The sequence below is a fragment of the Rhizobium sp. WSM409 genome (assembly GCF_057653825.1).
In genome coordinates, this window is the sequence record NZ_JBYGKP010000002.1 from 789,390 (window position 1) to 813,432 (window position 24,043).

21 protein-coding genes are annotated in these 24,043 nt (G+C 61.3%); 14 read left to right on the plus strand and 7 right to left on the minus strand.

Features of this window, described 5'->3' with window-relative positions; translation table 11 throughout:
* Nucleotides 1–82: 82 nt before the first annotated feature.
* Nucleotides 83–1,186 carry a LuxR C-terminal-related transcriptional regulator gene (locus tag AC25BC_RS27255; RefSeq protein WP_128439717.1) on the minus strand — a complete coding sequence of 368 codons (1,104 nt, stop codon included), beginning with the start codon at nt 1,184–1,186 and terminating at the stop codon, nt 83–85.
* A gap of 173 nt (nt 1,187–1,359) precedes the next feature.
* Entirely contained in the window at nt 1,360–2,430 is a 1,071-nt protein-coding gene (locus AC25BC_RS27260) for a LacI family DNA-binding transcriptional regulator (protein WP_128439718.1), read from the minus strand.
* A 177-nt stretch (nt 2,431–2,607) separates the two neighbouring features.
* Between AC25BC_RS27260 and AC25BC_RS27265 the strand changes: the two genes are divergently transcribed.
* The 4 genes from AC25BC_RS27265 to AC25BC_RS27280 all read left to right on the plus strand — a co-directional run bounded on the left by AC25BC_RS27265 (nt 2,608) and on the right by AC25BC_RS27280 (nt 6,872).
* Nucleotides 2,608–3,435, plus strand: coding sequence for an ABC transporter substrate-binding protein (locus tag AC25BC_RS27265; RefSeq protein WP_003562731.1), 828 nt, complete (start codon nt 2,608–2,610; stop codon nt 3,433–3,435).
* Between the two features lie 90 nt (nt 3,436–3,525).
* Nucleotides 3,526–5,058 (plus strand): amino acid ABC transporter permease/ATP-binding protein, encoded by a 1,533-nt coding sequence (locus tag AC25BC_RS27270; RefSeq protein WP_003562728.1) that lies wholly within the window; start codon nt 3,526–3,528, stop codon nt 5,056–5,058.
* A 96-nt stretch (nt 5,059–5,154) separates the two neighbouring features.
* Nucleotides 5,155–6,291, plus strand: a complete 1,137-nt coding sequence (locus AC25BC_RS27275) for an NAD(P)/FAD-dependent oxidoreductase (protein WP_012755481.1) — start codon at nt 5,155–5,157, stop codon at nt 6,289–6,291.
* A 74-nt stretch (nt 6,292–6,365) separates the two neighbouring features.
* On the plus strand, nt 6,366–6,872 hold the full coding sequence (locus tag AC25BC_RS27280; RefSeq protein WP_128439720.1) for a hypothetical protein: 507 nt from the start codon (nt 6,366–6,368) through the stop codon (nt 6,870–6,872).
* Between the two features lie 23 nt (nt 6,873–6,895).
* Here the strand turns inward: AC25BC_RS27280 and AC25BC_RS27285 are convergent, their stop codons facing one another.
* Nucleotides 6,896–7,624: an endonuclease/exonuclease/phosphatase family protein gene (locus AC25BC_RS27285; RefSeq protein ID WP_128439721.1), complete on the minus strand. Its 729-nt coding sequence runs from the start codon at nt 7,622–7,624 to the stop codon at nt 6,896–6,898.
* Nucleotides 7,625–7,787: 163 nt separating this feature from the next.
* Here AC25BC_RS27285 and AC25BC_RS27290 point away from each other — a divergent pair, with 163 nt between their 5' ends.
* Nucleotides 7,788–8,750, plus strand: a complete 963-nt coding sequence (locus tag AC25BC_RS27290) for a lysylphosphatidylglycerol synthase domain-containing protein (RefSeq protein WP_128439722.1) — start codon at nt 7,788–7,790, stop codon at nt 8,748–8,750.
* Here AC25BC_RS27290 and AC25BC_RS27295 read toward each other — a convergent pair.
* Nucleotides 8,697–10,208: a phospholipase D-like domain-containing protein gene (locus AC25BC_RS27295; protein WP_128439723.1), complete on the minus strand. Its 1,512-nt coding sequence runs from the start codon at nt 10,206–10,208 to the stop codon at nt 8,697–8,699. The two genes, AC25BC_RS27290 and AC25BC_RS27295, sit on opposite strands and share 54 nt — an antisense overlap.
* Nucleotides 10,209–10,313: 105 nt before the next feature.
* Here AC25BC_RS27295 and AC25BC_RS27300 point away from each other — a divergent pair, with 105 nt between their 5' ends.
* Nucleotides 10,314–11,558, plus strand: a complete 1,245-nt coding sequence (locus tag AC25BC_RS27300) for a DUF763 domain-containing protein (RefSeq protein WP_128439724.1) — start codon at nt 10,314–10,316, stop codon at nt 11,556–11,558.
* Between the two features lie 21 nt (nt 11,559–11,579).
* Here AC25BC_RS27300 and AC25BC_RS27305 read toward each other — a convergent pair whose 3' ends face one another.
* The 3 genes from AC25BC_RS27305 to AC25BC_RS27315 all read right to left on the minus strand — a co-directional run bounded on the left by AC25BC_RS27305 (nt 11,580) and on the right by AC25BC_RS27315 (nt 14,181).
* On the minus strand, nt 11,580–12,029 hold the full coding sequence (locus AC25BC_RS27305) for a pyridoxamine 5'-phosphate oxidase family protein (protein WP_017996313.1): 450 nt from the start codon (nt 12,027–12,029) through the stop codon (nt 11,580–11,582).
* 190 nt (nt 12,030–12,219) lie between these two features.
* Entirely contained in the window at nt 12,220–13,137 is a 918-nt protein-coding gene (locus AC25BC_RS27310) for a DMT family transporter (RefSeq protein ID WP_026157593.1), read from the minus strand.
* A 120-nt stretch (nt 13,138–13,257) separates the two neighbouring features.
* Nucleotides 13,258–14,181: a LysR family transcriptional regulator gene (locus AC25BC_RS27315; RefSeq protein WP_128439725.1), complete on the minus strand. Its 924-nt coding sequence runs from the start codon at nt 14,179–14,181 to the stop codon at nt 13,258–13,260.
* Between the two features lie 65 nt (nt 14,182–14,246).
* Between AC25BC_RS27315 and AC25BC_RS27320 the strand changes: the two genes are divergently transcribed.
* The 8 genes from AC25BC_RS27320 to AC25BC_RS27355 all read left to right on the plus strand — a co-directional run bounded on the left by AC25BC_RS27320 (nt 14,247) and on the right by AC25BC_RS27355 (nt 24,042).
* On the plus strand, nt 14,247–15,308 hold the full coding sequence (locus tag AC25BC_RS27320; RefSeq protein WP_128439726.1) for a YeiH family protein: 1,062 nt from the start codon (nt 14,247–14,249) through the stop codon (nt 15,306–15,308).
* Nucleotides 15,309–15,810: 502 nt separating this feature from the next.
* The gene (locus AC25BC_RS27325) at nt 15,811–16,839 is read left to right on the plus strand and encodes a substrate-binding domain-containing protein (RefSeq protein ID WP_003562681.1); all 1,029 of its coding nucleotides are present in this window, start codon (nt 15,811–15,813) and stop codon (nt 16,837–16,839) included.
* A gap of 69 nt (nt 16,840–16,908) precedes the next feature.
* On the plus strand, nt 16,909–18,447 hold the full coding sequence (locus AC25BC_RS27330) for a sugar ABC transporter ATP-binding protein (protein WP_128439746.1): 1,539 nt from the start codon (nt 16,909–16,911) through the stop codon (nt 18,445–18,447).
* A gap of 28 nt (nt 18,448–18,475) precedes the next feature.
* On the plus strand, nt 18,476–19,468 hold the full coding sequence (locus tag AC25BC_RS27335) for an ABC transporter permease (RefSeq protein WP_128439727.1): 993 nt from the start codon (nt 18,476–18,478) through the stop codon (nt 19,466–19,468).
* 1 nt (nt 19,469) lies between these two features.
* Complete coding sequence (locus AC25BC_RS27340; protein WP_003562674.1) at nt 19,470–20,474, plus strand: sugar-binding transcriptional regulator; 1,005 nt, start codon at nt 19,470–19,472, stop codon at nt 20,472–20,474.
* A complete protein-coding gene (locus AC25BC_RS27345; protein ID WP_128439728.1) occupies nt 20,471–21,466 on the plus strand; it encodes an aldo/keto reductase in 996 nt (331 codons plus the stop codon). The genes AC25BC_RS27340 and AC25BC_RS27345 overlap by 4 nt, the downstream gene beginning before the upstream one ends.
* Nucleotides 21,467–21,478: 12 nt before the next feature.
* Nucleotides 21,479–23,227, plus strand: coding sequence for a glycerol-3-phosphate dehydrogenase/oxidase (locus AC25BC_RS27350; RefSeq protein ID WP_128439729.1), 1,749 nt, complete (start codon nt 21,479–21,481; stop codon nt 23,225–23,227).
* Complete coding sequence (locus tag AC25BC_RS27355; protein ID WP_128439730.1) at nt 23,200–24,042, plus strand: class I fructose-bisphosphate aldolase; 843 nt, start codon at nt 23,200–23,202, stop codon at nt 24,040–24,042. Before AC25BC_RS27350 ends, AC25BC_RS27355 begins: the two co-directional genes overlap by 28 nt.
* Nucleotide 24,043 lies beyond the last annotated feature (1 nt).

Genomic DNA, 24,043 nt, shown 5'->3' on the forward strand with positions numbered 1-24,043 from the left:
TGTCTTTGCTCTCGGCACCCGTTCGCAATATGCGAAGGCTGGCTAGCCATGCGGGCGGTAGGGACGAGTTGCAAGATTATCGTCAGCGCATGAGCAGCGCGACCAAACCAACCCGGGAGTTTACCCCGAGCTTGGAATAGATGTTTCTGAGGTGGGTTCTGACCGTTTCGTAGCTGATGTGATCGGCTATGGCCACCTCTTTTGGAGAATGGCCCGAGGCTATGCTTGATGCGATCCGAATCTCCGTCGCAGTCAGTTTGTAGGCTTCCATTAGGAAGTCTCGCCGCGCATTGAGCGGCGTGGCCACCATCGGCTCGACAATGACGGCCACGGTCGGCCCCTCCAAGATCTCAGTGAATGCATCGGACTGGAGCCGGAGGAGTGTGATGCGATAACTTGCCTTGTCCTTCCCCTTTGCAATCGCCGTATGCGGCCTTGTTTGCACACCTTTTCTGGAGGTCAGGAAATCGAGAACAGCGGTCGACCTCTCGCATTGAAGTTCGAGCTTGCCGCCTGGGGCGACATGCATAGGAAAGCCAGTCGCCATTAAGGCTTCCGCGCTCTTATTCCATTGGCGTGCTCGCCCTTGCTCCGAAACGTAGATCAGTCCGACGCCGATGCTATCAAACAGGGTTTGCGTTGTCTGTCTTTCCGGGGCGAGTAAATCGCGCTTCCGGATGAAGTCGAAAGCTCTTTTCAAATGGGGAGCGAGTATCGTGTACCGCCCGGCTGCCTCCTTGTTGAAACCGGGATCCGCTGACGACGTGCAGGTCGATAGGACGAAGGTGCGGGTTTCCTCCCGAATGATGGAGACACCAATGCTCGTCTCGCATTGGGCCTGCCCCTTCAGCCAATCATTGTAGAATTCCGATTTGAGCAAGTCCTCGCGTGGAAAGATCTCGTCTCCGCAGACACCCTGACCGACGGGCACTGAGCTCAATCTCGGAATCCAGGGGTTCACTGCGGCAAAGTGGCTGCTGAACTGGTCGACCTCATTCCTCGAAAACCCCGATACGTAGGGAACATGGGCCACAGGCGAGGCTAGATCGTGGTAATGGAGGGCAGCCTTTCCATTCGGCGAGGTTTGCGCAACGCGATCTAGAAAATCCTGCCAGTTGCACTCACCGAATAGACTTCCATAGATTAAATCTATCAGCTCAGATGAAGCGTCTTTTGACTGGAGCATGATCTTTCTGAAAATCCCATAGCGAGTATTTTCGGTATTAAATAACGTTGGTCAGGTAAAGACAACAGCAACCCCATGTAATATCAAATCGGCGACCATGGACATCAGTTGCACATCGCAGTGCGGCACTGCTCGCTGCTTCAAGCGAGCGGGTACGGCCAAATCAATAGGTCTCACCGGCCGATCGGGGCGACGGAGCCGCGCAGGACGAGGCTCGTGCGGACGCGCAGACGTTCGACGGCAAGAGGGGTGCGTTCGATACGGGCGATGAGCCGCTCGCCGGCGAGCTTGCCCATCTCGTAGACGCGCTGGTCTACGATGGTGATCGGCGGAACGGTGACGCTGGTCCAGTCGGCGTCGAGAAACGAAATCATCGACACGTCCTTGGGGATCGACAGGCCGAGCGATTGTAGCGACTTGAAGATGCGCAAGCCGACGAGGCTGTCCGATGCCAGCAGCGCCGTCGGCGCGGCACTGTCGGCGAGCAGGCTTTTGATCACGCCGTCTGTCTGGCGCTGGTCCGTGGCTCCGAGCCTGACATAATGAAGAGGGTTTGGCAAACCCGCCTCGGTCAGGACGCTGACAAAACCTTCTACGCGTTCGCGCACGGCGGAATTCGAGATCCGCCCGATATCTGTGGCCCCGCCGCCCTCGGCATCCATAGCAGAGACGTAGGCGAGGCGGCGATGTCCTTGCTCGATCAGATACCGGGTCGCCGCGATGGCCGCATCCCGGTCGTCGCCGGTCACGGCGTCGACATCGAGTTCCGGGATCGCCCGGTCGAACAGGACGAGCGGCACGCCGGCGCGGCGGACGTGGTGGAGATGATCGATGCTGTCGCAGCGGGCCGGAGTGACGATCAGGCCATCGACGCGTTTGCCGATCAGGAGGTCGACGGCCGATATTTCCGCATCGAGCTCTTCGCCCGAATTCGCGATGATGACGTTGAATCCCGCGAGGCGGGCCGCATCGCTGATGCCGCGCACCGCCAGGCTGAAGAAAGCGTTCTCGATATCGCCGACCACGACCCCGATGATACCGGATCTTCCGGTGCTCATGCTCCGGGCGAGTTCGTTCGGGCGGTATTCGAGGGCGGCGGCGGCCGCCATGACCTGATCTGTGATCTTGGCGCTGACCACGCCGTAGCCGCCGAGAACGCGGGCGGCCGTCGCCTTCGAGACCTTTGCGGCCTTCGCGACGTCGGCGACCGTGACTGCACGTTTCGGATGAGCGGAATCTTCCATGGGCCGAGGACTACAAGAGTTGTTGACGGCAGGTCAATTGACGGATATCAAATATGTCTTGAGACCGGTCTCTTTATATCAGAGACCGGTATCTTGTCCACAAATCTCTGTCGCGATGCGCGGCAGCGTGGGACGACAATGCCGACAAGAGCATTCCTTTCAGAGCGGAGAACGACGATGAAGCCTTTTCTATTTTTTCCGGCCATCATGGCCCCGTTGCGGGCCGGCCTTGTCACATGCCTTCTTGCGATGGGGGCAGGTTCTGCGGCCGCAGCCGACAATCCCTATAACCTGATCGAGCCAGGGACTATCAGCGTCGGCACGATGGGCGATTCCAAGCCCTATACGTTTGCCACGGCGGACGGCCAGTTTACCGGTTTCGATATCGAGTTGTTTCTCAACGTCGTCTCCCGCCTCGGCTTTCAAAAAGACAAGGTGACGTTTACGGGCCAGGAATTTTCAGCACTCCTGCCGTCGGTCGCAAACGAAAGGTTCGACGTTGCCGTTGCGGCGATCGGAACCACCGAAGCCCGCAAGAAGACCATCGACTTTTCCGACGGCTATCTTGCCGGTTATCTCTCCGTGCTGACCCCGGATGCCGGTATCAAGGATGCCGATGGCCTCAAGGGCAAGCGTCTCGGGGTCGTGCAGGGGACCTTGCAGGAAGTCTATGCGGCCAAGAATTTCGGGGGAACCGATCTGGTGAAATTCCCCGACAACAATTCTGCCGTGGCTGCCCTCAACAACGGAACGGTCGATGCGCATTTTCTCGACTACGAGGCCGCCAAGCAATATGGCGAGCGCTATCCCGCGCTGAAGGTTGCCGTGAATATCCCCTCCTTCGATGCGCCTGCTGGCTTCGTGGTCCGAAAAGGAAATGACGCCTTTCGCACGGCGCTCAACGGCGCGCTTCACGATGCGATGCAGGACGGCACCTGGAAGACCCTTTACGAAAAGTGGTTCCCCGGCTCGCCGATGCCGGAACAGTATCTTCCCAAGAAGTGACGCCGCAAGCCGCCCGCTCATGGCGGGCGGCTTACCAAGGCTCTGCCGGACGGCGGCGTCCGCGCCGGGCAAGAATTCATGGGGATCTGAATGAACTGGCTTGAAAATCTGCGCCGCAGCTTCCTGGACTGGGACGCCATGGCGGAAGTTCTGCCGAGCATGATCAGCGTCGGCCTGAAGAATACGCTGATCCTGGCCGCTGCCTCGACCGTGCTCGGCGTCATCATCGGTATGGCGCTTGCCGTGATGGGCATCTCGCAATCCCGCTGGCTGCGGCTGCCGGCGCGCATCTACACCGATGTTTTCCGCGGGCTTCCGGCGATCGTCACGATCCTGATCATCGGCCAGGGGTTTGCCCGGATCGGGCGCGAGATCTTCGGTCCGTCTCCATTTCCGCTCGGCATCCTGGCGCTCAGCCTGATTGCCGGAGCCTATATCGGCGAAATTTTCCGGTCCGGCATTCAAAGCGTCGAGCGCGGCCAGATGGAAGCCTGCCGGGCTCTCAGCATGAGCCATGGGCAGGGCATGCGCCTGATCGTCATCCCACAAGGCATCAGGCGGGTTCTGCCGGCGCTGGTCAATCAATTCATCGGAAACGTCAAGGATTCCAGCCTTGTCTACTTCCTCGGATTGCTCGCTTCCGAGCGGGAGATCTTCCGGGTCGGCCAGGATCAGGCCGTCGTCACCGGCAATCTGTCACCGCTGCTGCTGGCGGGCGTCTTCTATCTCGTCATCACCGTTCCGCTGACCCACTTCGTCAACTATATCGATGCGAGACTGCGGCTCGGAAAACAAGGCCGCGGCTCGGGTGTTGCGAGCGGATTGGTCGAGGTAAGCGAGTTGCGGGCCGCTGGCCCCCATCCCACGGGCACGGCCGAGGAGAGTACGCCGCGCTTCAAAGGCGGCGCCCTGAACATCCGAGACCTCGCCATGGCCTACGGCGATCTCGACGTGTTGAAGGGTGTTGATCTCGACATCGCTGCCGGAACCGTCACTTGCATCATCGGCCCTTCCGGCTCGGGAAAATCGACGCTGCTGCGATGCATGAACAGGCTTGTCGAGCCGAAAGGCGGCGACATCCTGCTCGATGGCGAGAGCATCCTGGCGATGAAGCCGGAGAGGCTGCGCCGGCGAGTGGGCATGGTGTTCCAGCACTTCAACCTGTTTCCCGATCACACGGCACTCGAAAACGTCATGCTTTCGCTGACCAAGATCAAGAAGATGCCGAGGCAGGAGGCGCAGCGCATCGCCGAGGCGCGTCTGGCGGAGGTCGGTCTCGCAGAGCGTAGGGATCATCGGCCCGCAGGCCTGTCGGGTGGGCAGCAGCAGCGCGTCGCCATCGCCCGCGCGCTTGCCATGGATCCGGAGGTGATGCTCTTCGACGAAGTGACAAGTGCGCTCGATCCCGAACTGGTGAAGGGCGTGCTCGACCTGATGGCCGCTCTCGGTCGACAGGGCATGACGATGGCCGTGGTGACGCATGAGATGGGATTTGCCCGCAGGGTGGCAGACCAAGTCGTCTTCATGGATGAGGGTCGCATCGTCGAGGCCGGCTGCCCGGAGCAGATCTTCGACAATCCCAAAAGCGAGCGGCTGAAGCGCTTCCTTGCGGAAGTTCTCTGAAGCGCCTGAGGCAACGCATGGTGCCCCCGGTCGTCCTCATGCCGGGTGCGCCGGATTTCATTCGATGTAGCAAGAGCAGACAACAAGGTTATCGACATGAATGCTTCCACCAAACCTTCGAAGGTCGTCGTCATCGGCGGCGGGATCTTTGGCGTCTCGACGGCTGTCCATCTGGCACGGCTCGGGGTCCGCATCGTGCTCATCAATGACGGCCCGCTCGCCAACGGCGCCTCCGGTCGTTCGCTCGCCTGGCTCAATTCGGCGCGCAAACGCACCGATGCCTATCACCGGCTGCGGTTGGCCGGCATAGATCGCTACCGCACGCTGGCCGTCCGGTATCCCGATGCGCCGTGGCTGTGCTTCGATGGCGGCCTGACCTGGGATGCGGACGATGCCGGCAACGAGATCGCTGAGATCTTCGACTATGAGCGCGATCTCGGCTATCACGCGCAGTGGCTCGCCCCCGAACGAATTGCCGCGGCGACGCCGGGTGTCGATGCAAGTGTGGTGACGCGGCAAGGCGCGATCTTCAACCCCGGGGAGGGCTGGGTCGATCTTCCGTCCTTGATCGCCACGCTTGTGGAAGAATTCCGCACGCTGGGCGGCGAGATCATCACGGACGCGGGTCGCGCGACGGTCGATATTGAAGGCGGGCGCGCCCGTGGCGTGATCACCGCAGACGGCATGCGCCGCGACGCGGATGCCGTGCTGCTTGCTGCCGGCGGCGACGTTCCCGCAATCGTTGCCGAGGCCGGCCAGCATATCGGCGATGCAACGCCCGTCGCCCTTCTCGTCAGGACAAAGCCGATCCGCCACCCGTTGAAGGCCGTGCTCAATACCCCTCGCGTCGCCATCCGGCCGACGCCCAACGGTGGCTTCGCGCTCGATTCCGCCTGGTCCGAGGAGGAGGTGAGCGTGAAGCCCGACGGCAGCTATGAAATCAGACAATCGACGCTGGAGGGGCTGCTGCGCGAGGCTTCCAGGGTTCTCGAAGGCAATCCTGCGCTGGAGGTCGAAGATTATGGGGTCGGCCTCAAGCCTATCCCGGGCGACGGCGAGCCCGTTTTCGGCGAACTGCCGTCGATCCCGGGTTATTTCGTCGCCTTCAGCCATAGCGGCGCCACCCTCGGCCTGATTGCCGGCGAACTGCTGGCGGACGAGATCGTCACTGGACGCCGGCATCCGCTGCTGGCGGAATTTCGGCCGGAGCGCTTCAGCGCGTCGCGACGGTGAAGGCCGGAGCGGAGGCCGATGCATCCTTCTGAGCCGTCGAGCGTTCTATCGCCAGGAACAACTGGAGACACATCATGCTCAAGGACGAACTCGGGGATACCGGCACAAACAAGGATATGCGCGACGCTGTGGAAACCGCGCCGGCCTCCTTCGAAGAGGCGGGCATCAACCCTGATCTTATCAGACGTGAGGGTTTCGCCAGCGAGGCCGAATATCGGGCATATATTGCGACGCTCGGTGGTTATGCTTCCGTTGGAGACACCGTCGAGGAGCCCCTCCCGATCTACGAAGGTCATGTGCTGGAAGGCCGTCTGCAAGAACTGCGAGAAGAACTCGAAAACCTCCGCGCTCGCCTTCACGTGATCCAACATCAGGCCGCGACCGTCGTGACGGAGAACGTCCGATGGGCCGATGCCAGCGCCCATGCGCAGCTCGGCAAACAGCCTTGGCTCAAGCTCGCAGGTGCAATGGCGGCGACCTTCGTCGTCACCAGGGGCATCATGCGCTTGCCTCTGGGAGCCGTGGCGACGACGGCGCTACCGTTGGTGGCGGCGGTGATGAACCGGAAGCTTGCCCGGTGAAATTCGTCATTGTCGATGACTGATCAGGCGAAGCCGATTTCCGCGAGCAGAGGCAGGTGGTCCGAGGCAATCCTTGTCAGGCGGTTTTCGAGGACCGCCGCCTGTTTGACGATGAGATCGTCAGTGACGAAGATGTGGTCGAGGCGCATCAGCGGGTAGCGCGAGGGAAAGGTGGCTCTCGGCGCGGCGCTGCCTGCGAGCTGGGCGTCCTTCAATGACCGCGCGGCAAGTCGGTAAGTCGCCGATGACGGAATGGCGTTGAAATCGCCGCAGAGGATGGTTGGAAGAGGTTCATCCGTCGTGCCGCGTAGCCAGCCGGGGTTCAGCAATGTCGTCATCTGCCGGATGCGCTCGCGGCCGCGAAGGCCGAGATGGGTGTTGACGACCAGCAGTTTTCTGTCGCCGACCACTATTTCGACGGAAATGGCGCCGCGCTGTTCGCCGATGGATGGCAATGGTCCGGCCTTCACCGCGCCGGTCGGCAGCGAAGTGATGATCGCATCGCCATACTGCTCCTCAGCGATCGACAGCGCCGGATGGAAATGAGCCTGCATCTTCAAAAGCGAGGCGATCGCATGGGCCTGGTCGACGCCGCCGGTCCTGCGGCGGAGGACGTCGACCTCCTGAAGAGCGACGATATCAGCCTCAGCCTCGGCAATGACAGAAGCGATGCGGCCGGGATCGAGCTTCCGGTCGCCGCCGATACAACTGTGCACGTTATAGGTCAGGATTTTGATTGATTGATCCGGCATAGGCCCTGCTGAACTCGTTCCCCCCGGGGAAACATAGAAGTTCCCCCCGGAAAGCACATAGAAGCTCCCCTGGAAAACATAGAACTGGTTCTGCAGGGAACACAAAACTCGTTTGATCGTTCCCGATCATCGACCATCGCGCTCGCACTCCTGAGGACAATCGATGAGCTTGAAAAGCATGATATGGAATGGACTGCTCGTTGCTGCCCTTTGTCTTGCGGTCTTTCTCCTCTATCGAATATTCCAACAATATAGCCTCGATCAGATCGTCCAATCGGTTCGCAGCATACCTCTTTCGACCTTTTGCACTGCACTTCTCTTTGCGGCGGCGTCCTATCTGTGCCTCAGTTGCTTCGACCTCCTGGCGATCCGCTCGCTCGGCAAATCCTTGCCCTACCGGAATATCCTGCTCGCCTCGTTCATCAGCCTTTCGCTCGGCCACAATATCGGCTTTGCCGGGCTGAGCAGCGGCGCCTTTCGCTATCGTTTCTATTCACGCTGGGGGCTGACGGCGGAGGACGTGGCGAAGATCATCCTGTTTTGCGGTGTCACGGTAGGGCTCGGGCTGATCACGCTTGGCGGCATCGCCATGATCGTCAATCCCGGCGATGCCGGGCGCCTTCTGCGCATCGACCCGGCAAGTGTGCGCATCTTCGGTTTGCTGGCGCTGGTCGTGCCGGCTCTCTATGCGGGCCTGGCGTTTTTCATCCGCGGCACGTTGGGGCTGTGGCGCTGGTCGTTTCAGTTGCCACCATTTTCGATCGCGGTCGCACAGGTTGCGGTCGGGACGATCAATTTCATGCTCGTCTCCGCCTGCCTGCACCAGATGCTTTCGGCCTTCGGCGACGTTGCCTTCTTCAGGTCGGTGACGGCTTACGTGCTTGCCAATTCGGCGATCCTCGCGACGCATGTTCCGGGCGGTCTCGGCGTGCTCGAGGCGACAGTCTCCTATGTCGTGCCGAAGGAGGCGTCGATCGGCGCGCTGATTGCGTTCCGCTGCGCCTATTTCTTTATTCCACTGGCGCTCGGCACGACGCTGCTCGTCATCAGCGAGGTCGTTTTCCGACGGAGGTCAGGCGGGGCGAATGAGGCGGCGGACGAGCGCGCCGAGGCCCAATCGGTTTAAAACTGTGAACGGTCGAACCGGGTCGAAGATCGCCGTGCCTGAAATCGGTGAAATGCTGCCCGACAGCTCGACGGTGAATTCCCGTAAACCCCGAGGCCCGTCATTGAGAGCGTCGACCGCCTCGATCAACGTGCCGCTTTGCATCAAGGCTGCGGCGAAGGTTTCCGGGGTGGTTCCGAGATATTCCGAAAGCAGGTGATTGCGCAGATCCGCGATCGCGCCGCGGTGCGCGTCACTACCTGCCTCAAACAACATGTCGCATTCGCCATCCAGCCCTTCCGAGCGATTGTTGAGATTGGAGGAGCCGATGCGGACCAGCTCGTCATCGGCGATGATCAGTTTGGAATGGACGAGCACCTCCACCTCGCCGTTCTCTCCGGGCGTGACTGGCCCGGGTACGACGGCATAATAGACGCGCAAGCGATCGGCGCGATCGGCGCGTTTGAGGCGGCGGATGACGCGGTCGCGATTGCCGCCCATGACAAGCTTTTCGATCAGCCCATGAGAACTGCGCGTGCAGATAATGACGACCTCGGGGCCGTCCTCCTCCTGCAGCCGCGCCGCAATGGCGTCAGCGACGCGGAAGGAGGCGAGATATTGCGCCTCGATGTAAAGCTGCCGCCGCGCCCGGGCGATGACGTCCAATGTCATGGCGATTCCGTCGCTGATGCCGGGGCGAAAAGCGGTCGACGGCTCCGTCAGCGCGAAGCTGACCGCGATGTCCCTCATCGAAACGGCGAGATCGTCCGGCCAGGAAAAAGCGACATCTTCGGCCAACGGCAGGTGGTTTTCACCGGTCGCGTTTTCCCAGCGCCGCCTGGCGATATCGCCGATCAACCTAGCAGCATCGCCGGTGACCATTGCCTGAACGTCGTGCAGGGGATCGTATGAAACGCCCTCGGGATCGCGCCGAAGTTTATCTTTGGCGCGATGAAGCCAGGTGTCCCATCGCCGCGATGTCAGGTCCATGCCGCCAATGAAGGAGACGGCATCGTCGATGCAGACGAGCTTCTGATGGTGGCAGCCGCGCACCGCGCGCTGAAGATCGAAGCGCAGATCGATCCGCTCATTCCTTGGGAAACTCTTCTTGCGAAGCAGCCGGAGCGACTTGTCCGAATAGATGGGGCCGAGGGTCCAGACGAGGATGCGTATTTCGAGCTGCGGATTTGCGGCCGCCAGTTCATGCAGTAGGTCGGACAGGGTCTCGTCGGATTTATCAGGTTCCATCGGGATGTCGGGGTTGAAATCCCAACCGACGATCCAGACGGTGCGCCGTGCCTGCCGCAGTGCGCGCGCCAACTCCGCAAAGTAGCTATTGCCGTTGATCAGGAAGGTCGCCTTCGCAGCGCTCCCGTGGAAACGCAAGTCGCTGCCATCCTGTTTTTGGCGGTCGCTCGGCCGTTTTGATTTTGTCTGGGGCAAGCTCGGGTTATTGAAGATGGTTTCGAATGTCGTCATGATTGCCTCGGCCTCTAACTGGAGCACAAACGCTCAGGATTTTCCCGGGTTCCCTACCGAACCTGATCAGGCGGCACCCGGCGATCCGAAATGCAAGGAAACGAGATGTCACAACGAGCAGGCAGCGCCGATCTTCCCCTTCACGGGGGACGCGTGCCTTATTGGCTTGGCGACAGGATGACGCGGCTCGGAACGCTGATCACCGAGGCGATCGTCCATCATTATGGCCGCGACGAATTCCTGCGCCGGCTCGCGCATCCCTTCTGGTTCCAGTCCTTCGGCGCGGTGATGGGCATGGATTGGCATTCTTCCGGCATCACCACCAGCGTTCTCGGCGCGCTGAAGCGCGGGCTGAAGCCGCGTGCCGGCGAGCTCGGCCTGCATGTCTGCGGCGGCCGCGGCGCGCATTCGCGCAAGACGCCGCAGGAGCTCGTCTCGATCGGCGAGCGGGTCGGTCTCGACGGGGAGGGGCTCGCGACCACGAGCCGTCTTATTGCCAAGGTCGACAGCGCCGCCCTCCAGGACGGGTTCGACCTTTATCTACACGGGTTCATCGTCGCCGATGACGGCCATTGGGTGGTCGTGCAGCAGGGCATGAACGGCGATAAGCGGCAGGCCCGGCGCTATCATTGGCTATCCGAAGGGCTGGAGAGTTTCGTCGACTCGCCGCATGCGGCAATCGAGGGAAGAAGCCAGGGTGAGATCGTCAATCTTGCCGACCGGCGTGCCGAGCGCTCGCGTCGCGGTCAGCTCGATCTGCTGGCGACCCTCGGTCCCGACCGGATCATCCGCGAAGCCGCCGCACTGCTGCGTGCCGAAGCGCCGGCGCCCGAACCCGCCGAACAGCCGATGCTGCCGCATCTGATCATGCCCGCCCATCACGATGTCCGCGAGAGCGACGTCAACATGCGGCGCCTGCATGGAAATCTGGCTGCCGCCGCCGACCGCGGGCCGGCGGATTTCGAAGAGCTGCTGCTCGTTCCAGGCGTCGGCGCCCGCACGGTGAAGGCGTTGGCGATGGTGGCGGAAGTCGTCCACGGCGCGCCTTGCCGTTTTTCCGATCCGGCGCGCTTCTCGATCGCCCATGGCGGCAAGGACCGCCATCCTTTTCCGGTCCCGCTCAAGGTCTATGACGAGACGATCGCCGTGATGAAATCGGCGGTGCAGAAGGGCAGGCTCGGACGCGAGGAGGAGTTGCAGGCGCTCAAGCGCCTGGACGACCAATCCAGGCAGATGGAACGCTATGTGACCGGTCCCGACCTCAAGGAAATCATCGCCGGCGAATTCCGCCAATCCGCCGATTTCGGCGGCCGGAGTGTCTTCGGCTGGGAGGAGCCGCCCGCAGAATAGGGCACGCTTTATGCCATGATCTTAACTCGCTGAGCCAGGCAGGACGACCTCGCCGTTTTCCTCACCATCCCAGTACCGGATGGAGGACGCTGAAACCTTGATAAGAACGATCCCAGGAGTATCCACTCCTTCAGGAAACCACCGCTCGATATCGGGCACCCAATGTTCTTCGAATGCCGCCTTGTCCCGCACCAGCGAGGCGAAGCCCTCGACAGCGATGAAAATCCCCGGCTTGCCGAGGAGGCTGGGAGGCGCCGTGAACGTCAGCGAGACGGTGTCGATGCCTTCGATCTCCGTGATTTTCCTGGTGTCTTCATAGGAAAAGAACCAGGAATCCCCGTCATATTCGACGTCGCCGTTATTGCTCATCGGTCGGGCCGAGATGCGGCCCGACCCGGCATTCGTCGACAGCATGCAGAAATCGATCTTCTTCAGTTGCGAGGATAGGTCTTCGAGGGTCATGGACGCCATTGCGATCTCCCGGGTTTGAATGCTCGGGAGTAGCGTGCAAGCGTCCAAATTGTTCCCTGGAAGGCCCGCGTGACTGAGCCCCCATCCGTTTGATCTATTCCCGCACGGTTTAAGGATGGAAGTATGCAGGAATTCCAGGAGTTACAGCCGCGTCCCATGCGAAGCTGAAAGATAAGCAGCGCTGTAGCCCTTAATGGCCGTCGGGCGGGACGGCCTCAGTCGGAACCGTCTCTTTCAAATTCTTCCGGTGGAAGATGAAGAGCCCGGCAACGACGATGATTGCGGCGCCGACGATGATCTGCGCATCGGGAATATCGTTGAAGAACAGGTAGCCGAGGACGATCGCCCAGAGCAGCAGCGTATATTGCAGCGGCGCGAGCAGCGATGCCGGTGCGAGCTTCAGCGAGCGGGTGATGAGCAGATGCGCGCAGGAGGCGACGATGCCGAGCAGCAGCATGCCGGACCAGTCGATGAGCGTTGCCGGCTGCCAGTGGCCGATGCTCAAGACGATGCCGGTGACGAGCGCGGCGATCGTCTGCCATGTCACCAGCGTCGTGTCGCTGGTCGAGCGCAGATAGCGGCTCATCACCAGCGACAGCGCAAAGGCAAGGCTGCCGGCAAGACCGAAGAGCGATGGAAGCGACAGCATCGCCGTGGATGGACGCAGCGCGATGACGACGCCGGCAAAGCCGATCAGAACGGCCAGCCAACGGCGCCAGCCGATCTTCTCTCCGAGAAAGAAATGCGAGAGCGCCGCGATATAGATCGGTCCGGCCATATAGAAGGTCATCACATCTGCGAGCGGCAGATAGGCGACGGCAGCGTAGAATAGGGCGACATCGACAGTCGCCATGAAAACACGGATGAACTGCAAGCCCTTCTGCTCGACGCGGAACAAGGCCATCGGCCCTTGCCGCAGGATCATTGGTCCGAGCACGATGAAAGCGCCGACCGAGCGGATCACCAGCACCTGGCCGACGGCAAAGCTCGCGACCAACCACTTGCCCATTGCATCGTTCAGCGCAAAGAGCAGATCGCCAAGCAGCATCAGCAGGACGCCGGTCATGATCAGGTTTCCGGCGTTGGCTACGCCAGTCTTGGTTGTCATCTCTCGCATCCTCGCAAAGCAGCCGCGCATGCGTGGCCGAGTGCGGCTTCTGCCTTAACAATGCCGATGTCAAGCGCTCGATGATGCGATGAAGCTGACCACCGGCGCGATGGATCCGACCTAAAGCGCCCAATCATCCCAATTCTGGACTTCGGCCGCTTTGTCCTCGCGGCAAATGGTTTCCAGCGCCAGCGAGGCACGACTGGAGTGCCTTTGTTTATGCCGCAGGATCGCAAATTGGCGGGACGGCAGAGGGAAGCGCGCCTTTACCAGCAGACCTTGCGTCAAGAGCGGTGCGGCCACGGCACCTGAGACGACCGTCGCGCAGAGGCCTTCTCTTGCCGCCGATATGACCGCCTCGTTCGACGGCAGCTCAAGCGCGACAGCCAGATCTGCGGGGGCTATGCCGAGACTGGAAATCGCCGCCTCGAAAGCCGACCGGGTTCCGGACCCCTTCTCCCGCATGACCCATTTTGTGCCCGAAACCAGCTCTGCCGGTGTTATTGGTTTGCCACGCGCCCAGGGATGGCGCGGACCGACGACGACAAGGAGTTCGTCCTCGGCAAGCGGCTGAACATTGAGCGCCGGCTCATCAACGCTGCCTTCGACGAAACCGACTTCGGCCAATCCATCGAGAACCGCTTTTGCTGCCGTGGTCGTGTTGCCAATCATCAGCTTCAGGTCAATGCCCGGGTAGCGGATCTTGAAACGCATCAGCATCGCCGGCAGCCAGTAGCTGGCGATCGTCTGGCTCGCAAAAACGACCAGTTCGCCCTTTTGCAAGCCGCCGAGATCGGACAGGACGAGCGCTGCCGCCTTTGCGCGCGCCAGCGTCGCTCTAGCCTCCCCCAGAAACACCCGTCCTTCATATGTCAGCTCTATGCGGCGTCCGACGCGGTGGAAAAGCTCGACGCCATAGGAGGTCTCGAGATTGCGGATAGCCGAGCTGACGGCCGATGGCGTGAGCCCGATCGCAAAGGCGGCTTTGGTCAGATGCTCGCGTTCTGCAACCGCGATAAAAATGGAAAGCTGTTCAAACGTCATTGAATCAATCGTTCGATTTTACCGAATGAACCATGCTATACTATTCAATGGAAGTCGACAATTGAGTGTGGGAGATTAGAGCCCTACGCAAGGTCTTGCCGATGCTCGTTTCCACCTCACGTTCCCTGTCGCTTCCTGCCGTCCTGCCGGGGCTTGTCCTGTGTGCGGCAGTCACGCTCTCTGCATATCTCGTTGAACAGCTGCAGACGATGGTTTTCGGCTCGCACTGGATCGAGAGCCTCGTGCTCGCCATTCTGATCGGCATTGCCGTGCGCTCCTCGGTCTGCCTGCCGCAGACGCTTATTCCCGGCATCCAATTCGCCGCCAAGACATTGCTCGAGATTGCGGTCGTGTTGCTCGGCGCCTCGCTCAGCACGGCTGCCATCAGGCAGGCCGGACTGCCGCTTGTCGGCGGAATTGCCGTTCTGGTTGCTCTGTCTTTGGCCGGCAGCTTTGTTATCGGGCGGCTCTTCGGGTTGTCGGCCAGCCTGGCGACGTTGGTTGCTTGCGGCAACTCGATCTGCGGCAATTCCGCGATTGCCGCCGCAGCGCCCGTGATCGGCGCCAAACCCGACGATATCGCGGCCTCGATAGCCTTTACCGCACTGCTCGGCATCGGTGCAGTGCTGACGCTGCCGCTTCTTCACCTGCTCTTTGGTCTGAGCGCCGTACAATATGGCGTTTTTGCAGGAGTGACAGCCTATGCCGTCCCGCAGGTCCTGGCGGCCACGGCCTCTGCCGGAGCCATCAGCACCCAGGTGGGCACGCTCGTCAAACTGATCCGCGTGATGATGCTCGGACCGGTCATCCTCGTGCTCGGCGCAGTTCATGGCCGCCGCCCTGGCGGTTCGCCAGTCAATCTCCGCCATGTTCTCCCATGGTTCATCCTCGGTTTTGCAGCCATCGCGACGCTTCGTTCCCTCGACGCGATCCCGGCGCCGCTGCTGCCCGGGATGGCGGCGGTCTCCGCCGCCTTCACCGTCACCGCCATGGCGGCTTTGGGCCTCTCCGTCGATGTCAGATCCGTCGCCCATACCGGCGGTCGTGTCCTCGCATCGGCGGCGCTGTCGCTGTTGGCGCTGGGGGCTCTGGGGCTTTGCCTGATCGGGCTGCTGAATATCGTCTGATCGAGGTGATACGCCCAAAATACTTGCAAAGATTCCGGGTGCCTTCCAAGCGATCGGCGGCCAGCCCGCGCATCCAAGTCAGGCGGAAGCATAGGTCGTCATGTTTCCGTGACCCCTATTGCGCGCAATCGGCTGTAGAGCAATTCCACCAAAGTGCCTCGCGGACTTGCACCCGGATTGCACAAAACCAAAAGATAAAGCGTTCCCGGTGCGCGGAAAAGCGGACGCGCTCTGTTGGGGTCGTTTGCGGAACTGGGCGACATCACCAGTCGCCACGACGATCGGCATGAATTCTCGAGCGCTGGGCGGCTTACATCGACCGCCACGCGAGAGAGCGTTGTGAAATATATTTCACATAATGAATTATATTGACAGCGCTCTGCCGTTGCGATTATCTGCCCATACCGGACTTCGAGGAGGAACTCCGGTCTTCAATGGATCATCGGCAGCCGCTGAGGCGCCGCCGGATATTTGGGAGGGGCTTCGGCCTCGAGGAGGAAACTTGCGCAAATTTCTAAGCACGACCGCATTGGCGGTCCTTGCATCGACGCTTTTCGCCGGCGCGGCCAATGCGGACGCGGAAAATCCGTTCCGCTGCAAGCCCGGTGAAAAATACGTCATGAACGTCATGGTATCGGGCGTCGAATATTGGTTCCCGGTCTATGAAATGTTCAAGCAGGCCGGTCAGCAGCTCGGTTGCGAGACCGCCTATACCGGCACGCCGGAATATGACGTCAACAAGCAGATCGCCACTTTCGACCAGGCGCTGGCCCAGAACCCGGCCGGTATTCTCGTTCACCCGATGAACTCCGACCCGTTCATCGAGCCGATCAACCGGGCGATCGACCAGGGCACGGCGGTCGTGACATTCGCAGCCGATGCGCCGCTTTCCAAGCGCATCTCGTTCGTCACGTCGGACAATACCCGCGAAGGCACCTATGCGGCCGACGCGATTGCCGAAAAGATGGGTGGCAAGGGTGAGTATGCCGTTCTCGAAAATCCGGGCCAGGACAACCACGACAAGCGTATCGCCGCCTTCATCGCCCGTATGGAGGAAAAATATCCTGATATGAAGCTGGTCGGCCGCGCTGCGTCCAACCAGGACCCGAACAAAGCCTATCAGGGTCTGATGAGCTTGGTGCAGGCACATCCGAACATTGGCGCCGTCTTCATGCCGGAAGCGAATTCGGCCATCGGCGCTTCGCAGGCCAATAAGGAAAGCGGCGGCAAGATCCTCGTGATGTGCGCCGACGTCAACGCCAACATTCTCGACATGATCAAGGCGGGCGAAGTGTTCGGCTCGATCAACCCGAACCAGGGCATGCAGGGTTACATGGGCTTCATGCTCCTGTGGCTTGCCAAGCATCCGGAACTCATCGACCCGATGAACGACGCCAAGCGCGTCGGCTTCAATCCGATGAGCATTCCGTTCGTCGACAACGGCTTGTCGATCGTCACGGCTGCCAATGCCGACGATTTCTACTGGGACAAGTATCTGAAGCGGCGGGGCACCAAAGGCATCGAGGAGTAAGCTTTTGTGCCGGCTGTCCGGGGGCAGGAAACTCCGGACAGCCACCGCGAGCGGGAGGAGGAGACGATGATGGCGTCGGTGCCGGTTTTGGAAATCCGCAATGTCAGCATGCACTTCGGTGCGGTGAAGGCGTTGACGGAGGTGAGCTTCAGCCTGGAGAAGGGCGAGGTTCATGCGCTTTGCGGCGAAAACGGCGCGGGCAAGTCGACGCTGATGAACATCATTGCCGGCGTGCTGCAGCCGACCGAGGGGGATGTTCTCGTCGATGGCGCGCCGGTAAAAGTGACGTCGCCGGCCGTGGCGCAATCGCTCGGGCTTGGCCTCGTGCATCAGGAAATCGCGCTCTGCCCCGATGCGACGGTGGCCGAGAACATGTTCATGGCCGCGACCAACCGCCGCCGCTCGCCTTTCATGAATTATGGCCGGCTGGAGCGGGATGCGCAGGTCGTGATGAACCGTCTGGCGCCGATCGACGTGCGCCGCAAAGTCGGCGACTTGTCGATTTCCAGCCAGCAGCTTGTCGAGATCGCCAAGGCGCTGACGCTCGATTGTCGGGTGCTGATCTTCGACGAACCGACGGCGGCTTTGACGGAATCGGAGACGCAGGTCCTGTTCGCAATCATCCGCGACCTCAAGGCGCAGGGTATTTCGATCATCTATATCAGCCACCGCATGGCCGAAATCTTCAGCCTGTGCGACCGGGTCACCGTGTTTCGCGATGGCCGTTATGTCTCGACGGAGAAGGTGGCGGACGTGACGCCGGATGATGTTGTGCGCCGCATGGTCGGGCGCGAGATCACCCAGCTCTATCCGGAAAAGCAGGCGCCGGCGGAGCGGACCGATGAGGTCATTCTGAGCGTTCGCGATCTCGGTGACGGCAGCCGCTTCACGGATGTGAACTTCGACCTGCGCAAAGGGGAAATTCTCGGCGTCGGCGGGCTGATCGGCTCGGGCCGCACCGAGATGGCCGAAGGAATTTGTGGATTGCGTCCGGTAATCGACGGCGAGGTGCAGCTGCACGGACAGCGGCTGCGGGCGCGCTCCTATGCGCAGGCAGCGCAGGCGGGCGTCGTCTATCTGTCGGAAGACCGGAAAGGCTCCGGCATATTCCTCGATCTTTCCATTGCCCAGAACATTGCCGTTCTCGATTTGAAATCGCTGACCGGGCCACTGGGACTGTTGAATTCCAAGGCCGAGGCGGATCGCGCCCACAACCTGGTCCGGCGGCTCGGCGTGCGGATGGGTGGCATCGACATGCCGGTCTCGTCGCTGTCGGGCGGAAACCAGCAGAAGGTGGCGATTGCCAAGCAACTGGCGGTCGATCCCAAGGTCATCCTGATGGATGAGCCGACCCGCGGCATCGATGTCGGCGCCAAATCGGAAATCCATCGGCTGCTGCGCGATCTCGCGCGCTCCGGCATCGGCATCGTCGTCATCTCGTCGGAACTGCCGGAGCTTCTCGGTCTGTGCGATCGGGTGCTGGTCATCCACGAAGGTACGGTTGCAGGCGAGGTCGAGGGCGAGGCGATGACGGAGGAAGCGATCATGCGGCTCGCCTCGGGTATCGGCGGTCACAACAATTCAAAGGCATCAGAGCATGCCGCATAGGGAAAAAGCAGGGGCAGGAGACAGGGTCATGGCGGACGCTACATTGGCAACGGCACCTCAGGCACGCGCGCCCGGCTGGAAACGGCTGGGGACGATGCGCGAGGCGGGACTGATCGCGATCATCCTGGCGCTCTGCATCGTCATGAGTTTTGCCTCGCCGCATTTTCTGACGCTCGGCAACTTCCGGGCGATGCTGATGTCGTTCTCGGTGGAAGGGATCGTCGTCGTCGGCATGACCATCCTGTTGATCGTCGGCGGCATCGACCTGTCGGTCGGCTCGGTCGTCTGCTTCTCGATGGTGCTGTCGGGCTCGCTGTTCCTGATGGGGCTCGATCCGTGGAGCGCATCTCTGATCGGCATTCTTGCCAGCGGCCTGATCGGCTGTGCCATGGGCTTCTTCGTCACGGTCGTCGGGCTCAACCACTTCATCACCTCGCTTGCGGCGATGGTCATCGTGCGTGGTATCTGCCTGATCATCACCAAGGGAACGCCGCTGTCGCTGTTCACCTTGCCGCCCTCGTTCAAGGCGGTCGGGCAGGGCACATTCTATGGCGTCCCCTATGTGATCCTGATTTTTGTTGCGGTTGTCGTGCTGTTCGATTTCCTGCTGCGCCGGGCAACCGCCTTCCGCAAGGTGTTCTACACCGGCAGCAACGAGAAGGCGGCGCTCTATTCCGGTATCAAGACCAACCAGGTGAAGTTCTGGGTGACGGTGCTCTGCGCCACACTGTCCGGTGTTGCCGGGGTCATCTACATGTCTCGCTTCGGTGCCGCGACCCCGACCTTTGGTGTCGGCATGGAACTCAACATAATCGCAGCCGCTGTGATTGGCGGTGCGTCGCTGAATGGCGGTTCCGGCACGATCCTTGGGGCTATTCTCGGCATTGCCCTGCTGTCGGTCGTAACAAGCTCATTGATCTTGCTCGACGTGTCTGTCTATTGGCAAGACATGATCAAAGGCTGCATTCTGCTTGCCGCCGTCTCGATCGATCATTTCCTGCACAAGCGGAAGGCTGCCTGATATGCCGATAGCCAAGCTCAAACCCGCAAATGCGCCGCGCGAGGAAATCGTCATCGCCCGGCAGATGCACCAGGCTCTGGTGCTGCATTTCCTCGAAGGGCTGACGCAGGCGCAGATTGCCGATCAGCTTGGCATCTCGCACGCCACCGTCAACCGGCTGATCAAGCGCGGCCGCCAGCTCGGTCTGGTCGAGATCAAGATCAAGTCGCCGGTCGAGCCGCTGGTCGATATGGAAGAACGGCTACAAGCGCTTGGCGGTATCGGCCGCGCCGTGGTGGTGCCGACAGTGTCCGACAATCCGCAGACGGCACTTCAAGCCGTCGGCGAAGCGGCAGCAAGGTTGCTGCTGGAAGAGATCACCGACGGCGATACGATCTGCATCACCGGCGGCAAAGGGGTGAGCGCCGTCGTTGCCGGTCTGCAGCCGCCGCGTCGTTTTGATGTCGAGGTCATTCCAGCAACTGGCTGCGTGCAGGGTAAACACTATACCGACGTCAATCATGTCTCGACCTTGATGGCCGACCGGCTTGGGGGGCGTTCCTACCAGATCCATGCGCCCCTCTTTGCCGATGATGCCGAGCAGCGGGCGATGCTGATCAACATGCGTTCCGTTGCAGACGTTTTCAAACGGGCGCGTGAGGCGAAGGTGGCGGTGGTCGGCATCGGCTCGATCCTCTCGGACGATTCGAGCTATTACGACCTCCATCCATCCTCGAGCACCGACCGCGCCGCGATCGAGCGGTCCGGCGCCTCCTGCGAATTGCTGGCGCATCTGCTCGATGATCATGGCCAGGTCTGCGACTACAGCCTCAACCGTTCGCTGGTGTCGCTGACGCTGGCGGAATTCGCCTCCATCCCCACCAAGATCGGTGTGGCGAGCGGGCCGAACAAGGCAGGTCCCATCCTCAGTGTTCTGCGCGGCAATCATCTCGATACGTTGGTGACCGATGAGGCGACGGGTGCCCGCGTGCTGGCACTGGCGAATGGTGAAGGAAAATGGGCATGAGCGAACAGCAACTGACACGTGAGATCGGCAGATCGGGCGTTTCCGCCTCGGCGGTGGGGCTCGGCACCTGGGCGATCGGCGGCTGGATGTGGGGTGGGACCGATGAGGCCGAATCCATCGCCGCAATCCAGGCATCGCTCGATGCCGGCGTGACGCTGATCGACACGGCGCCGGCCTATGGGCTCGGACGTTCCGAGGAGATCGTCGGCAAGGCACTGACCGGGCGCCGCGACAAGGCTGTCATCGCTACCAAATGCGGCCTTTTCTGGCATACGCAGAAGGGCCGTCGTTTCTTCGACCAGGACGGCAAGCCGGTCCACCGTTATCTCGGCCGCGACGCGATCCTGCACGAGGTCGAGGAAAGTCTTAGGCGGCTCGGAACCGACTATATCGACCTCTACATCACTCATTGGCAGGACCCGACGACCCCGATCGAGGAAACGATGCGGGCGCTGCAAGACCTGCGCTCATCGGGCAAGATCCGGGCAATCGGCGCAAGCAATGTCAGCCCCGACGACCTCAATGGCTATATCGCTGCCGGTGATCTCGATGCGATCCAGGAGCGGTTCAGCATGATCGACCGGGAAATCGAGGCGGAACTTCTGCCGCTGACAAAGGCCAACGGCATTGCGACGCTGAGCTATTCGTCGCTGGCGCTGGGGTTGCTGTCCGGGACCATCGGTCCTGACCGCGTGTTTTCCGGCGACGACCAGCGCAAGGGCAATCCGCGCTTTTCAGTCGGCAACCGCCGGAAGGCAACGGCGCTGGCCGACGCCATCCGGCCGGTCGCCGAAAAACACGGCGCCAGCATCGCCCAGATCGTGATTGCCTGGACGCTGGCACAGCCTGGCATCACTTTTGCACTTTGCGGGGCGCGCAATCCGGCACAAGCGCTCGATAATGCGCGGGCCGGGACCATCCGGCTGAATGCGGCCGAGCTTGCGGCCATCGATACGGCCATAGCGGCGAAACTGACTGACATGGACAGGTAGCGGATCGCCATCATGAAACGGCAAGAGATATTGGACGGGCTCCGCCGGAGCCCGAAGGTGGACGTGTGTGTCATCGGCGGCGGCATCAACGGCATCAGCGTCTTTCGGGAGCTGTCGCTCCAGGGGCTGAACGTGCTGCTCGTCGAGAAACACGACTATTGCTCCGGGGCCAGTTCGGCGCTGTCGCGCATGGTGCATGGCGGGCTTCGCTATCTTGAAAACGGCGAATTCAAGCTGGTGCAGGAATCGCTGGTCGAGCGGGACCGGCTGCTGCGCAATGCGCCACACTACGTCGCGCCGCTGCCGACGACGGTGCCGGTGTTCGATATCTTTTCCGGCCTCGGCAATGGCATCGTCCGCTTCCTGGGTCTCAGCCGCCGCCCGAGCCGGCGTGGCGCTATCGCCATCAAGGCAGGCCTGAGCATCTATGATTTCCTGACCCGCAAGCGGGCATTGATGCCGCACCACCAGTTTCGCGGCCGCCGCACGACGCTTGCCAAGTGGCCGGCGCTCAATCCCGACATCAAGAGTTCCGCCACCTATTTCGACGCCTGGGTCAGCCATCCGGAGCGGCTGGGCATCGAGCTTCTACAGGACGGTCTGTCAGCAAAGTTCGGGGCAATGGCGCTGAACTATGCGGAACTGCGGCTGACAGAGGATGGTCAGTACCGTGTCGAAGACCAGATCGGCGGTGCGTCCGTTGCCGTTGAACCGGCGCTGATCATCAACGCCACCGGCGGCTGGATCGACATCGCCAATCAGACCTTGTTTTCGCCGGAAGCGCGGCCGGCTCCACTGATGGGCGGCACCAAGGGCTCGCATCTGATCGTCGACAATGCAGAGCTGCGCGACGCGCTCGCCGATCACATGATCTACTATGAGAACGAGGACGGGCGCATCTGTATCCTGTTTCCCTATCTCGGCAAGGTTCTCGTTGGTTCCACCGATATCCGTGTCGATGATCCGGAAACGGTGCGCTGCGAGGCAGACGAGCGGAATTATATCCTGCAATCGCTCGCCTTCGTGCTGCCTGATATCGTCATCCGGCCGGAACAGATCGTTTTCCAGTTTTCCGGCGTGCGGCCGCTGCCGGCCAGCACCGACAGTTTTACAGGGCGCATTCCCCGCGATCATTTCTGCACCGTGCTGGAGCCTTCCGAGGGTGGTCCACCGGTTCTGTGCATGATCGGCGGCAAGTGGACGACATTCCGGTCCTTCGGGGAACTGGCGGCCGACATGTCTTTGGAACGGCTAGGCAGGCAGCGCCGCGTTCAGACAACCGATCGGCCGATCGGCGGCGGGCGGTCATTCCCCGCCAACGCGCCCGCTTGGCTAACGCAGGTGGCAGCCAGCAAGGGCCTCTCCGGCCCACGCATGGGCGAGCTGTTTGCCCGATACGGTACGGATGCGGAGACGATTGCCGGTTTCATCGCGGCAGGCCCCGATGCCGCGCTGCCGCACGCCGGCTACTCGACGCGCGAATTGCAGTTCCTGATCCGCTGTGAAGCGGTGGAACATCTCGACGACCTGCTTTTGCGGCGCACGACGCTGGCTGTTTCTGGCGAGCTTTCGCTCGACATGATGGATGCTGTGCTCGACCTGCTGACGCAGGAAAAGCACTGGACGCTCGCGCATCGCACCCGTGAGCGCGACCGTTTTCTCACCCTTCTCACCGGACGCCACGGCGTCGACGAAGACATGCTTTCCGCAAGGAACGAACCAAGGAGCATAGAATGCGACACAACAGCAAAGTCCGGATGAACCGGCTGTTCGGCGGCGGCCGTTGCCTCGACGTGGCGATCGATCACGGCGTGTGCAACGAACCGTCCTTCCTCAACGGGCTGGAGGATATTCAGGCCGTCGTCAAGGCGCTGGTTTCTGCGGGGCCGGATGCCATCCAGATGAATTACGGCCAGGCGGACCTGCTGCAGGACGTGTCAGGCAAGGACAAGCCGGCTCTGGTCATGCGCATCGACATGGGCAATCCCTATAACCGGATCCGCCATCGCGACATGTGGGCGGTGCTGCAGAACGAGGCCGAGCCGCTGATCGGCGCGATCGAAATGGATGCGGCCTGCGTCGTCGTCAACCTGTTCATGCTGCCGGACGAGCCGGACCTGTTCCGCCAATGCGTGCAGAACATTTCCCGGGTGCGGGCCGATTGCGACAAGTATGGCATGCCGCTGATGATCGAGCCGCTGGTGATGCAGCCGGTCACCGAAAAGGGTGGCTACATGGTAGACGGCGATGCAGACAAGATCGTTACGTTGACGCGGCTTGCCCGCGAGATGGGGGCGGACATCGTCAAGGCGGATCCGACCACCAATGCCGAGGATTTCCATAGAGTGGTGGAAGCAGCCCGTTGCCCGGTTCTGGTGCGCGGTGGCGGCAAGGAAGATCTTCGTGCCGTCTTCGACAAATCCGCCGCCTTGATGCGACAGGGCGCAATGGGCATGGTTTATGGGCGCAACATCTATCAGCACGCCAATCCGAGTGCGGTGGTGCGTGGGCTGATGGCGATCGTGCACGAGGATGCGAGCGGCGAACAGGCCATTGCGCTCTATCAGCAGGGTTGAG